At 65.2% G+C, this 12,411-nt stretch carries 12 protein-coding genes and 1 tRNA gene; 5 read left to right on the top strand and 8 right to left on the bottom strand.

The features are described 5' to 3' along the window. Positions 1–155: 155 nt before the first annotated feature. The 6 genes from ABCV34_RS00410 to cysS form a co-directional block, all read right to left on the bottom strand. Positions 156–248, bottom strand: a tRNA-Ser gene (locus ABCV34_RS00410). 46 nt (positions 249–294) lie between these two features. After that, entirely contained in the window at positions 295–1,563 is a 1,269-nt protein-coding gene (locus ABCV34_RS00405; RefSeq protein ID WP_345798648.1) for an aspartate kinase, read from the bottom strand. A gap of 69 nt (positions 1,564–1,632) precedes the next feature. After that, positions 1,633–2,676 (bottom strand): tRNA lysidine(34) synthetase TilS, encoded by a 1,044-nt coding sequence (gene tilS, locus ABCV34_RS00400; protein WP_345797279.1) that lies wholly within the window; start codon positions 2,674–2,676, stop codon positions 1,633–1,635. Between the two features lie 107 nt (positions 2,677–2,783). Then, entirely contained in the window at positions 2,784–3,746 is a 963-nt protein-coding gene (locus tag ABCV34_RS00395; protein ID WP_345797278.1) for an acetyl-CoA carboxylase carboxyltransferase subunit alpha, read from the bottom strand. 27 nt (positions 3,747–3,773) lie between these two features. Next, on the bottom strand, positions 3,774–4,418 hold the full coding sequence (locus tag ABCV34_RS00390; RefSeq protein WP_345797277.1) for a DNA-3-methyladenine glycosylase 2 family protein: 645 nt from the start codon (positions 4,416–4,418) through the stop codon (positions 3,774–3,776). Between the two features lie 8 nt (positions 4,419–4,426). Further along, the gene (cysS, locus tag ABCV34_RS00385; RefSeq protein WP_345797276.1) at positions 4,427–5,869 is read right to left on the bottom strand and encodes a cysteine--tRNA ligase; all 1,443 of its coding nucleotides are present in this window, start codon (positions 5,867–5,869) and stop codon (positions 4,427–4,429) included. A 129-nt stretch (positions 5,870–5,998) separates the two neighbouring features. Here cysS and ABCV34_RS00380 point away from each other — a divergent pair, with 129 nt between their 5' ends. From ABCV34_RS00380 to ABCV34_RS00370, 3 genes are all read left to right on the top strand, one after another. Further along, a complete protein-coding gene (locus ABCV34_RS00380) occupies positions 5,999–6,727 on the top strand; it encodes a tetratricopeptide repeat protein (RefSeq protein ID WP_345797275.1) in 729 nt (242 codons plus the stop codon). 185 nt (positions 6,728–6,912) lie between these two features. Then, positions 6,913–7,422 carry a peptidylprolyl isomerase gene (locus ABCV34_RS00375; RefSeq protein ID WP_345798647.1) on the top strand — a complete coding sequence of 170 codons (510 nt, stop codon included), beginning with the start codon at positions 6,913–6,915 and terminating at the stop codon, positions 7,420–7,422. After that, the gene (locus ABCV34_RS00370; protein WP_345797274.1) at positions 7,415–8,200 is read left to right on the top strand and encodes a UDP-2,3-diacylglucosamine diphosphatase; all 786 of its coding nucleotides are present in this window, start codon (positions 7,415–7,417) and stop codon (positions 8,198–8,200) included. The genes ABCV34_RS00375 and ABCV34_RS00370 overlap by 8 nt, the downstream gene beginning before the upstream one ends. Here ABCV34_RS00370 and ABCV34_RS00365 read toward each other — a convergent pair. Further along, positions 8,192–9,772 (bottom strand): TerC family protein, encoded by a 1,581-nt coding sequence (locus tag ABCV34_RS00365; protein ID WP_345797273.1) that lies wholly within the window; start codon positions 9,770–9,772, stop codon positions 8,192–8,194. The two genes, ABCV34_RS00370 and ABCV34_RS00365, sit on opposite strands and share 9 nt — an antisense overlap. A gap of 15 nt (positions 9,773–9,787) precedes the next feature. Beyond that, complete coding sequence (locus ABCV34_RS00360) at positions 9,788–10,570, bottom strand: inositol monophosphatase family protein (RefSeq protein ID WP_345797272.1); 783 nt, start codon at positions 10,568–10,570, stop codon at positions 9,788–9,790. Between the two features lie 40 nt (positions 10,571–10,610). On the opposite strand from ABCV34_RS00360, the gene ABCV34_RS00355 reads away from it, so the two are divergent. Further along, positions 10,611–11,435, top strand: a complete 825-nt coding sequence (locus ABCV34_RS00355; protein WP_345797271.1) for an RNA methyltransferase — start codon at positions 10,611–10,613, stop codon at positions 11,433–11,435. Positions 11,436–11,441: 6 nt separating this feature from the next. Next, positions 11,442–12,401: a serine O-acetyltransferase gene (gene cysE, locus ABCV34_RS00350; protein ID WP_345797270.1), complete on the top strand. Its 960-nt coding sequence runs from the start codon at positions 11,442–11,444 to the stop codon at positions 12,399–12,401. Positions 12,402–12,411: the final 10 nt, after the last annotated feature.

The raw sequence follows: 12,411 nt of genomic DNA, 5'->3' as shown, positions 1-12,411 counted from the left end.
TTGCCTCTCATGGTCGAAATGACACAGTAATACAGTGTCGTTACAACGGTATTGCCACGAATGACTGTTGTTACTTTAGCAACAAAAAAGCCCGCCATGTCGTTCAACATGCGGGCTTTGCATAAAGCTGTATAACAGTGTTGTATAAACAGCACTGGCGGAGACAGAGGGATTCGAACCCTCGATGCGGGTATAAGCCGCATGCTCCCTTAGCAGGGGAGTACCTTCAACCACTCGGCCATGTCTCCGGCAAGACCGGCATTCTAGCACAGGAACCGGCGCTGTCGACTTTGATCAGGATTCGGCCTTGACGGGTTCCTGGTCCAGTTCGAAGGCCTTGTGCAGGGCGCGCACCGCCAGTTCCATGTATTTGTCGTTGATCAGCACCGAGGTCTTGATTTCCGACGTGCTGATCATCTGGATGTTGATGCCTTCCTCGGCGAGGGTGCGGAACATCAGGCTGGCCACACCCACGTGACTGCGCATGCCGATGCCGACAATCGAGACCTTCGCGACCTTGTCGTCGGAGACGACTTCACCGGCACCCACGGTCGGCCCGATCTGGTTCTTCAGCAGGTCCAGCGTGCGCAGGAAATCGTTGCGGTTGACGGTGAAGGAGAAGTCGGTCATGCCCTGCTGGGAGATGTTCTGCAGGATCATGTCCACGTCGATGTTGGCCGCGGCCACGGGGCCCAGGATCGAATAGGCAACGCCCGGGGTGTCGGGCACATTGCGCAGGGTGACTTTGGCTTCGTCGCGGCTGAACGCAATGCCGGAGACAACAGCGGATTCCATTTTCTGATCTTCCTCGAAAGTGATGAGCGTGCCCGAATGCATTTCCTCGTCGACCGGGATCATGGGATCGGTCAGTGACGACAGTACGCGCAGAGGCACCTGATATTTGCCAGCGAATTCAACAGAGCGGATCTGCAGGACCTTGGACCCGAGCGAGGCCATTTCCAGCATTTCCTCGAACGAGATGACGTTCATGCGGCGGGCTTCCGGCACGACGCGCGGATCGGTGGTGTAGACCCCGTCCACGTCGGTGAAGATCAGGCATTCGTCGGCCTTCATCGCCGCCGCCACCGCCACCGCCGAGGTATCCGACCCGCCGCGCCCCAAGGTGGTGATATGGCCGTCGTCGTCGATGCCCTGGAAACCGGTGATGATCACCACCCGGCCGGAGTCCAGATCGGCGCGGATGCGGGAATCGTCGATCGACTTGATCCGGGCCTTGGTGTAGGCGCTGTCGGTCAGCACCGGCACCTGCCAACCAGCGTAGCTGCGGGCCGCCACACCCTGGCGCATCAGGGCGATGGCCAGCAGCGCGCTGCTGGCCTGTTCGCCCGTGGAAGCCAGCATGTCCAGTTCGCGCGGGTCGGGCTGGGGCGAGATTTCCTTGGCCAGCCCCAGCAGGCGATTGGTTTCCCCGGACATGGCCGAAGGCACGACGACCACCTGATGGCCGGCGGCGTGCCATTTGGCCACGCGCCGGGCGACATTCTGAATGCGTTCGACGGACCCCATGGAGGTCCCGCCGTATTTCTGAACGATGAGCATGATAACGAGGAAGTGAAAGGCTGCGATCAGGCCCACAGGCAGCGCAACCGAACTGAAGATAAGCTGATTATTCTAACTGGGTTTTGAGGATGTTTCCGGAACCAGCAGGACCCGCCCCTTTTGCACCACGATCCAGTGCGATTCATGGCGCAAGCGCACCTGACGGTCATGGCCCAGGGCATGGACTTCGCGCAGCTGCTTGAGCCACGCATCCAGGCGGGCCTCGGTGGGCATGCGCAAACCCTGGGACCGCAGCCAGAATCGCAACACAGGCGCCTGGCGCGAGGCCGGCAGCAGACGCCAGGAGGCCAGGGAAAAGCCCAGACCATCGGCATCCGGATCCAGACGCGGCCAGTCCTCGCGCACGGCATCCAGTGCCCACTGTTCCAGTTCGCGCGCCTGGCGGGCGTGGCGCGCCAGCGTGCGGCGCCAGGCAGGCCATCGCCCATCGAGGACGGGCGCCAGATCGGCACGCACGGCGCCGCGCGCGTATCGCGCGTCCCGGTTGCTGGGATCGTGCACGGGCTGCCAGCCGCTGATCGCGGCGAACCGGTCGGCGGCCTGGAGGATGTGCGAGCGCGGCTGATCCAGCCAGGGGCGCAGATACAGCAGATCATCGCGCCGCATCACCGGCGCCATGGCACCCAGCCCCAGCGGTCCGGCACCGCGCAACAGGCGCAGCAGCACAGTTTCGGCCTGATCGTCCTGATGATGCGCCAGCAGGACGTGCCCCACCCCGGCCTGTGCGGCCAGATCGGCCAAGGCGGCATAACGGGCCGCTCGGGCGGCGGCCTCCATGCCGGTTCCCTGCGCATCGACCCGGACGCGCCGGCTATGGCAGGAAACGCCGATCAGCCCGGCCAGACGATGCGCTTGATTTAGCCATTCGTCGGCGGAAGCCTGCAGGCCATGATGAATGTGGAAACAGTGCAGGTGCCGGCCGGTATCGGCGGCCACCCTCGCAGCGTGCAGGGCCAGCATGGCCGAATCGGCCCCGGCGCTGAGCGCCACACCCAGGGCCGCGCCGGCGGGAACGTCGGCCAGCGCGACGCGCACCGCGGTCAGCAGATCATCATCATAAGTGGCACACCACCGATCCGCCGCGACAGGCTTCATGGGGACACTCCTGCGTCATACAGCCGATGCGCCACGCGCCGATGACCCACCCGATCATCGGGCAGCCACCAGCGGTCAGGCACGCCATCGGAATCAGGCGCCGTGGATCAGCGGGCTTCCTGGAAGCGCCCATAGGCGGAGATACGCTCCATGCGACGGCGCAGGAGTTCGTCGGTTTCCAGGCCGGACAATTCGCGCAGCGCATCGGCCAGGGCCCGATGCAGCTGGCGCGCCATGGTGGCCGGGTCACGGTGGGCGCCGCCCACCGGTTCGTTGACCACGCGATCGATCAGGCCCAGATCCTTCAGGCGGGGCGCCGTGATGGCCAGGGCTTCGGCCGCAGTCGCAGCCTTGTCGGCACTGCGCCACAAAATGGACGCGCAGCCCTCGGGCGAGATCACCGAATACGTGGAGTACTGCAACATCATGACGGTATCGCCGACCGCGATCGCCAGAGCCCCGCCCGAGCCGCCCTCGCCGATGATGGTGACGATGATGGGCACCTTGAGCCCAGCCATCGCGAACAGGTTGTGGCCGATGGCTTCGGACTGGCCGCGTTCCTCGGCGCCAACCCCGGGGTAGGCACCCGGGGTATCGACGAAGGTGAAGATCGGCAGGCGGAATTTCTCGGCCAGACGCATCAGGCGCAGGGCCTTGCGGTAGCCCTCCGGGCGCGGCATGCCGAAATTGCGCATGGCGCGTTCCTTGGTGTCGCGGCCTTTTTGGTGACCGATCACCATGCAGGGCGTGCCGTTGAATCGCGCCAGCCCACCCACGATGGACTGGTCGTCGGCGTACATGCGATCGCCGTGCAACTCGTGGAAATCCGTAAACAGCGCATGGACGTAGTCCATGGTGTAGGGGCGCTGCGGGTGGCGCGCCACCAGCGCCGTCTGCCAGGGGGTGAGCTTGGCATAGATGCTCTTGGCCAGGGTCTGGCTTTTCTGCTGCAGACGGCCGACTTCCTCGGAGATGTCCACGGCGGAATCCGTCTGCACGTAGCGCAGTTCCTCGATCTTCTGATCGAGTTCGGCCAGGGGCTGTTCGAATTCAAGAAAGGTATTTCGCATGAGTACAGGATTTCCAGGATGGAAAGATCAATATTCGACGGCAGCGGCATCCATGCTGCGCCACAGGTACCAGCTGGCGACCGTGCGCCACGGCGCCCAGGCCTGCGAGACCTCGCGGGCCTCGAAGCGCGACACGGGTTCGCCACTGAAGTAGTGATGGGAAATGGCCTTGAGCAGCGCGGTGTCGTCGAGCGGCAGCACGTCCGGGCGGCCCAGGAAAAAAATCAGGAACATTTCGGCCGACCAGCGCCCCACCCCGCGGATTTCGCACAGCTGCGACAGGATGGCGGCATTGTCCTGCGCCTGCCACCAGGCCGGGTCCATCCGTTCGGACTGCTGAAAATACACGGCCGCGTCGCGGACGTACTGGGCCTTGCGCAGGGACAGCCCCATGGCGCGCAATTCGGCTTCGGAATGCTGGATGATCGCATCGGGCAGCGTGTCCGGCCCGCAGGCCCGGACCAGTTGCTGCCAGAGCTTGCGGCCAAGCGCCAGGGAAATCTGCTGGCCCACGATGATGCGGATCAGGGTCTGGTAGGGGCTTTGACGCACCTGGATGCGCTCCTCGCCATAGACCGGGATCAGTTTGCGCAGGATGCGGTCACGCTGCATCAGGTCCTGGCAGGCCTCTGCCCAGTAGACCGGGCGCAGCTGAGTGTCTGGGTAGTGCATGTCCACGTTTACACCCGCCGCCATTGCGTCAGGCCGCCGGCAACGTCGGCGAGCTCGACACCCTGTTCGCGCAGTTCGGCGCGGATCTGATCGGCACGGGCAAAATTGCGGGACGCCTTGGCCTGGATGCGTTCGGCCACCAGCGCCTCGATGGCGTCGGCGGTCAGTGGCGCGGCCTGTGTCCCGCCAGACAGGAATCGGGTGGGTGATTGCAGATAGACCTGAGGATTGGTCTGCAGCAGGCCCAGGATGCCCCCCAGCGCGCGCAACAGGCCGCTGGCCTGGGGGCTGGCATCACGATTGGCCTGATTGGCCAGATCGAACAGCACGGCCACGGCGCCGGCCGTGTTGAAATCGTCATCCATGGCGGCCTGGAAGGCCTGCGCGGCGGGCGTGTCCCAATCGATGACCGTGGCGGCCGGCGGCACGTTGGCCAGCGCCTGATACAGCCGGTCGAGCGCGTGCTGCGCATCCTGCAGGTTGTCGGGCGTGTAGTTCTGCACGCTGCGGTAATGACTGCGCACCAGGAAAAACCGCAGCATTTCGGATTCACGCGGGTTGGCGACATAGTCGGAGGCATCGTCGGCCACGCCGTCGGTCACGGTATCGCGGATACGGCGGAAATTGCCCAGCGATTTGGACATTTTTTCGGCGTCCACCATCATCGGGCCGCAGTGCATCCAGGTCGTGGCCAGCGCGCCGCCAAAGGCGCCTTCGCTTTGCGCGATCTCGTTTTCGTGGTGGGGAAATTTCAGGTCGGGACCGCCGCCGTGGATATCCAGCGGCATGCCCAGCAGGCTGTGGCTCATGGCCGAGCATTCGATATGCCAGCCGGGGCGCCCGGGCCCGTAGTCGGAATCCCAGCGGGTATCGGCGGGTTCGGCGGGCTTGGCCGATTTCCACAGCACGAAATCCAGGGGGTCTTGCTTGCCCGCCGCGACCGCCACGCGCTCGCCGGCGCGCAGGTCGTCGAGCGACTTGCCGGACAGTTTCCCGTAGCCCGGGAATTTGCGCACCGAGAAATTGACGTCGCCGTCGGCGCCGCGATAGGCCAGACCTTTTGATTCCAGGATGCGGATGATGTCGAGCATGCCGGTCACGTGTTCTGTGGCGCGCGGCTCGTCGTCGGGCGCCTGGACCCCCAGGGCGCGTTCGTCGGCGCGCATGGCGGCGATGAAGAATTCGGTCAGCGCGCGGATGGGCACGCCGCGCTCGACGGCGCGGCGGATGATCTTGTCGTCGATATCGGTGATGTTGCGCACATAGCGCACCCGGTAGCCGGACGCCCGCAGCCAGCGCTGCACCACATCGAAGCTGACCAGCATGCGGGCATGGCCCAGGTGACAGAAGTCATACACCGTCATGCCGCAGACATACATGCGCACCACCCCCGGTTCGACGGTTCGCAGTGGGGTTTTCTGGCGCGAAAGGGTGTTATAAATGTGCAGCATGTCGGATGGGCAAGGTCAAGCGATCCCCACACGCCGGGCCTGCCGGCTGCGCGATGGGATGTAAAATGAACTGCCAAGTATACCGTCCCCTGGCTCCATCCCTGAACCCTCCCATAGGCGCTGCGTGTCGTGATTCGTGTTTTTCTGACTGTTTTGACTCTGTGCGCGGGCCTGGCGGCAGGGCCGGCGACCGGCGCATCCCATGATACTAACGCGTCCGGGGCCGCGCTCCAAGACCTGAATTTCAACCCGAAGACGGGTGAGTTCACGCTGCCCGAAGCCCCGGACGGCGGCTGGAAAGCCTTCGCCGATCTGCTGCAAAAAGCCACGCCGTCGGTCAACACGGCCATCCCCCTGACGCCGTCGCAGGTCACCGACCACATCGCGGCGATGATCGATGCGGGGCAGGCCCGCGAAGCCCTGGACGTCATCCAGAAACGCGAAACCGCGCGCGCCGCATCGGCCCCGGTGGGCACCGACGTCCAGCTCGAATACCAGAAAGGCCGCGCGCTGGCGGCTCTGGGCGAACACGACCAGGCCATCGCCCTGTGGCAGCGGATGACGGAAGCCTTCCCCGAACTGCCCGAACCCTGGAATGCCCTGGCCATCGAATACGCCGGACAAGGCAAACTGCAGATGGCACACGACGCCCTGAACATGGCGCTGGCCTCGGACCCGTCCTTCGCCCCCGCGCTGGAAAACCTGGGCCATGTGCAGATGGCGCTGGCGCAAGAATCTTTCGCCCGGGCACGCGCCGCCCAGACCCATCCGGCCACCATCGTCCCGGCTACCCCCGAACCGCTCCAGAATCAGCCCGGCAAACGCCCACTGCCCACGGCACCAGCCACCATGCGCTAGGCGGCACCCGCGCCAACCGCTCGCGTCCCTTCAACCGACCGCCGCCGATACTCATGTCCCATCCGTTTTTTTCCACCCGCATCCTGTCCTGGATGCGCGTCCTCAGCCTGGGCTGCGCCCTGGCCATGGCCCCCGGCCTGGCAGGCGCCGCTTCCGGTCCCCTCAACTCCACCCAAGGCAAACCCATGAGCACCAATCCGCACGTCAAGCTGCACACCAACAAGGGCGACATGCTCATCGAGCTGGATGCCGACAAAGCACCCAAGACGGTCGAAAACTTCCTGACCTACGTGAAGGAAGGCTTCTACGACGGCACGATCTTTCACCGCGTCATCAACAACTTCATGGTCCAGGGCGGTGGTTTCGAACCCGGCATGAAGCAAAAGCAGACCCACGCCCCCGTCGAAAACGAGGCCAACAACGGCCTGAAGAACAATCGCTACACGCTGGCCATGGCGCGCACGTCCGACCCGCACTCGGCCACCGCCCAGTTCTTCATCAACGTGGCGGACAACGACTTCCTGAACTTCACGGCGCCCACCTCCAACGGCTGGGGCTACACGGTGTTCGGCCGCGTCATCGAAGGCACGGAAGTGGTCGATGAGATCAAGAAGGTCAAGACCGGCAACAAGGGCTTCCACCAAGACGTCCCGGTGGAAGACGTCGTCATCGAAAGCGCCACCCTGGTTGAATAAGGCGAGACTTCCAGGCGTCCTCTGGATCGCCTCGGACATCCACCTGGGCGCCGCCGTTCCACGGACGGCGGGCGCCTTTTACGATTTTCTGGCGCAGGCCCGCACGCAGGCCCAGACACTGATCCTGTGCGGCGACATCTTCGATGCCTGGATCGGCGACGACCACGCGCTGCGTCAGCCGCCCGCCTGGCTGGAAGACGCCCTGCGCGAACTGCGCCTGACGGCGCAAGCAATCCCGCTGTGGCTGATCCACGGCAACCGGGATTTCCTGATGGGCGCGGCCCTGGCCCGCGCGCTGGGCGCGCAACTGATCCCCGCCCCCATCCGCCTGGACACCGATGCCGGCGCAATCCTGCTGGCGCACGGGGACGAATACTGCACGGATGACGTCGCCTACCAGCGCTTCCGGTGTGTGGTGCGCACCCCCTGGATACAGAAGATGTTCCTGGCCCTGCCGCTGCCGCTGCGCCGGGCGATCGCCCGATGGGCGCGCGAACGCAGCCGACGGGCCCACGGCACCAAGCCGATGCGGATCATGGACGTGAACCGGGATGCGGTAAGCCGGGCCATGGCATCCGCCGGCTGCGAGACACTGATTCACGGTCATACGCACCGGCCGGCGGTCCACACGGTGCCGCTGGGCGATCATGAGGGCCGGCGCTACGTGCTGCCCGACTGGGAATTCGATCATGCCGCGCCGACGCGCGGGGGCTGGATTTCGATCGATACGGACGGAATCCGGATGCATGGGTGGCCGCCTGCAGGCGGTTCACCCTAACTGTTCCACCTCGGGTTCTGTGTCGAGAGGGGGGATGCGTTCGATCTGCACGGCGGAGATTCGGCGGCCTTCCAGGGCGGCGACAGTGAAGCGGAAGCCGTCGTAGTCGTGCACAAGTTCACACTGGTCGCCGACGTCTGGCAGGCGGCCGAAGCGGCTGAGCAGGTAGCCGGCGATGGTGGAGTATTCCTCGTCCTCGTCCACCAGGCCGTCGGTATGCAGGATCTGTTCCAGATGGTGCAGGTCGGCGGCGCCGTCCACCCGCCAGCGGCCCTGACCCTGGTCGATGATGTCGGGGGCCTCGTCCTCGTCGGGGAATTCACCGGCGATGGCCTCGAAGATGTCGATGGGCGTCACCACGCCGACGATGGAACCGAATTCGTCGGCCACCAGCACCAGCAGGCCATGGGCGCGCTTGAGCGTTTCCATGAGCGACAGGATCTGGATGCTTTCATGGACGATGATCGGTTCGCGCAGGCGGGTTTCGCGGATGCCGCCGTGTTCGATCAGGTCCAGCAGCAGATCTTTCGCGCGCCCGACCCCGACGACCTCGTCCAGGGTGCCCCGGCAGACAGGGAAAAAGCTGTGCGGCTCGCGGATCAGTTGCTCGCGCAATTCCTCGACGGGCGCTTCCAGATTGATCCAGGAAACATCGGTGCGGGGGGTCATCACGGAATGGACGTTGCGATCGCTGAGCGTCAGCACCCCGCTGACCATATTGCGTTCCTCGTCGCCGAACACCTCGATGGGCTTGGCGGCCGCCTGGCCGTCTTCAGGTTCCGGGCCGACCAGCGGTTTGCGCCCCAGCATCAGCAGGACGGTTTCGGCGGTGCGTTCGCGCAGCGGCCGGCGCATCTCGGCACGCCGGACGTTGCGTTTGGCCCATTGGTTCAGGGTCTCGATCAGCACTGAAAAGACGATGGCGGCGTACAGGTAGCCCTTGGGGACCGGGAATTTGAAGCCGTCGGCCATCAGTGAAAAGCCGATGGTCAGCAGGAACCCCAGACACAGGATGACCACGGTCTGGTGGGCATTGACAAACGTCGTCAGCGGCTTGGACGCCACCAGCATGATGCCCATGGCGATCACCACCGCCGCCATCATGATGGCGAGATGATCCACCATCCCCACCGCCGTGATCACTGAGTCGATGGAGAACACCGCGTCCAGGATCACGATCTGGGTGACGATCACCGCGAAGCCGGCGTGCAGGCGGGACCCCGAGGCCCGCTGCGTGCGGCCCTCGATCCGATCATGCAGTTCGAACGTGCCCTTGAACAGCAGGAAGAACCCGCCGACGATCAGGATCACGTCCCGGCCGGAAAACCCCATGTCGCCCACATGGAACAAGGGCGTGGTGAAGGTCACCAGGTGGGACATCAGCGTCAGCAGCAGCAGCCGCATGACCAATGCCAGGCTGAGCCCCGTCACCCGTGCACGGTCGCGTTCCTTGGGCGGGAGCTTGTCCACCAGAATCGCGATGAAGACCAGATTGTCGATGCCCAGGACAATTTCGAGGACGATCAGGGTGAACAGGCCCACCCAGGCTGCCGGATCCAGCAACCACTCCATGTTGGGGATTCCTTGTCAGACGTGGAGATGGGCCATCATCTGGGCGAAGATCTTGGGGGTGGCGGCCAGCACGTTGCCGGATTCCAGCCAGCCCTGCTCGCCCTGGAAATCGGCGATCAGCCCGCCGGCTTCCAGGACCAGCAGGCTGCCGGCGGCCATATCCCAGGGCTTGAGGCCCACGCCGCAGAAACCATCCAGCCGCCCGCTGGCGACCCAGGCCAGATCCAGCACCGTCGAGCCGGTGCGGCGCGCGGCAGCGCATTCGGCCAGCAGCGGCACGAAGGGCGAAGTGGCCGGCAGTGCCGTGGATTGCGGAATATGCGAAGCCAGCAAGGCGTCGTGATAGCGCAGGCAGGACGACACGCGCACGCGGCGATCGTTCAGGAAGGCGCCGCTGCCCCGGCTGGCGGTGAACATCTCGTTGCGGGTCGGGTCGTAAATCACCGCGTGAGTGGCCTGCCCGCGCTGCATCAGCGCGATGGACACGGCGTAGTGCTGAAAGCCATGGATGAAATTCGTGGTGCCGTCCAGCGGATCGATCACCCACTGGAATTCAGGCGTTGCGCGACCGCCGGCGACCGCGTGCACACCGGTTTCCTCGCCCAGAAAGCCATGATCGGGATAGGCTGTGCGTAAAATGTCGATGATGGATTCCTCGGCAGCCCGATCGACCTCGGTGACGTAGTCCTTTGGACCCTTGCGCGCCACGTTCAGGCGTTCCAGGTCCAGGCCGGCGCGGTTGATGATGGCGCCTGCGCGGCGTGCCGCCTTGATGGCGGTGTTGAGCATCGGATGCATAGGTTTCCAAAGATCACGGGTAATAAGTTTTCTATTTTAAATGACTCTGCCAGTTTCCTCCGATTCCGCTGCGACGGCCCCCGATCCGTTCGCCCGCGTGCGCTTCATCATGGTCAGCCCCAGCCATCCCGGCAACGTCGGATCGGCTGCCCGGGCCATCAAGACCATGGGGTTCCACGCGCTGCATCTGGTCACCCCCGGGGACCCTGACGTGCTGCGGCATCCGGATGCCCAGGCGCTGGCCAGCGGAGCGGGCGACGTCCTGGAACAGGCCCGCATCCACGCCAGCCTGGCCGACGCGCTGGGTCCCACGACCCTGGCCTTCGCCCTGACGGCGCGCGCCCGCGCCCTGGGCCCACCACCCTGTGACATCCGCGAAGCCGCCGCGCAGGCCGCGACCGAACTGTCGCGGGCCGGCGCGCGGATCGCCATCGTCCTGGGCACCGAGCGATCCGGCCTGTCCAACGACGACATCACGCTGTGCCAGCAGGTCTGCCACATTCCGGCCAATCCGGAATACAGCTCTCTGAACGTATCCCAGGCGCTGCAATTGGCGGCATGGGAAATGCGCTACGCGCTGCTGCCGCTGACGCACGAAGCCCGCCTGCCCGACACGCACGGGCGCCACGACCCGGGCGCCGATCCGGCCAGCAGCGAACGGCTCCAGGCCATGCTCGACCATTTCGAACAAGCCCTGATCGCCGTGGGTTTCCTGGATCCGCAGCACCCGAAGAAGCTCGTTCCACGCATGCGGCAGATGTGGACCCGCAGCCGCCTGACCACCGACGAAGTGGATATGATGCGAGGATTGTGCACCGCCATGATCCGCACCGCCCGCCACACACACCCCCAGGACCCTACCTGAACCATCATGTTTGATCAGCTTCGCGAAGACATCGCCTGCATCCACGAACGGGACCCGGCCGCCCGCAGCCGTATCGAGATCCTGACCTGCTATCCCGGCCTGCACGCCATCCTGATCCACCGCATGGCCCACCGTCTGTGGATCCGGCACTGGTACTGGGCGGGGCGGTTCGTCTCGCACCTGGGGCGGCTGCTGACCGGCATCGAGATCCATCCGGGCGCCCGGATCGGCAACCGCGTCTTCATCGACCACGGCTTCGGCGTCGTGATCGGCGAGACCGCCGAGATCGGAGACGACTGCACGATCTATCAGGGCGTCACCCTGGGCGGCACACGGTTGTACAAAGGCGAAAAACGCCATCCCACGCTAGAAGAAGGCGTCGTGGTCGGGGCCGGCGCGCAGATCCTGGGCGGCTTCACCGTCGGCGCCCATGCGCGCATCGGGTCCAACGCCGTCGTCATCAAGCCGGTACCGGCGGGTGCCACTGCGGTGGGCAATCCGGCCCGCATCATCCTGCCGCAGGACCACGAGGCCGCGCCCGATCCGGCGAACGTGCCGGACCACACCGAGGCGCAACCCGCCCCATTCCCATCGGCGACCACGCCCGACGGCGTGACCGCGCGGCCGGGCGATACGGCATCCGCCACCGCCCAGGGCCTGCCCTGTCAGTCCGAATGGGCCGCACGCCCCCTGCAGGACCTGCTGCAGCGCGGACGGGCGGACGAGGGCCGCGCGCGGACGGGTGGCGCGGCGGAAGACCGCCCCGAGGACTTCGCGCCTTATGGGGTCGGGCGTTCGGACGACGACCCGCTGGTCCAGGTGCTGCACGAACTGATCAATCACAGTGCGCAGCAGGACCAGCGCATCCACAAGCTCTGCCAGGCCATGGAAGACCTGGGGCAACGCATCGAAAACGGCCAGCGGCCGCTGGATGCGGACCGCCTGAACCGGATGGTGGACGAATAGGCTTTAACCG

Source organism: Castellaniella sp. MT123 (assembly GCF_039614765.1).
Classification (GTDB): domain Bacteria; phylum Pseudomonadota; class Gammaproteobacteria; order Burkholderiales; family Burkholderiaceae_B; genus Castellaniella.
The sequence above is the reverse complement of the archived record's forward strand: the minus strand, read 5'-3'. Positions and strand labels throughout refer to the sequence as shown.

Excerpts from the sequence above, each read along its gene's own strand:
- tilS (WP_345797279.1), bottom strand. The coding sequence starts at position 2,676 with ATGAAGCCTGTCGCGGCGGATCGGTGGTGTGCCACTTATGATGATGAT.
- ABCV34_RS00390 (WP_345797277.1), bottom strand. The coding sequence starts at position 4,418 with ATGCACTACCCAGACACTCAGCTGCGCCCGGTCTACTGGGCAGAGGCC.
- cysE (WP_345797270.1), top strand. The coding sequence starts at position 11,442 with ATGTTTGATCAGCTTCGCGAAGACATCGCCTGCATCCACGAACGGGAC.
- ABCV34_RS00365 (WP_345797273.1), bottom strand. The coding sequence starts at position 9,772 with ATGGAGTGGTTGCTGGATCCGGCAGCCTGGGTGGGCCTGTTCACCCTG.
- ABCV34_RS00395 (WP_345797278.1), bottom strand. The coding sequence starts at position 3,746 with ATGCGAAATACCTTTCTTGAATTCGAACAGCCCCTGGCCGAACTCGAT.
- ABCV34_RS00375 (WP_345798647.1), top strand. The coding sequence starts at position 6,913 with ATGAGCACCAATCCGCACGTCAAGCTGCACACCAACAAGGGCGACATG.
- cysS (WP_345797276.1), bottom strand. The coding sequence starts at position 5,869 with ATGCTGCACATTTATAACACCCTTTCGCGCCAGAAAACCCCACTGCGA.
- ABCV34_RS00360 (WP_345797272.1), bottom strand. The coding sequence starts at position 10,570 with ATGCATCCGATGCTCAACACCGCCATCAAGGCGGCACGCCGCGCAGGC.
- ABCV34_RS00355 (WP_345797271.1), top strand. The coding sequence starts at position 10,611 with ATGACTCTGCCAGTTTCCTCCGATTCCGCTGCGACGGCCCCCGATCCG.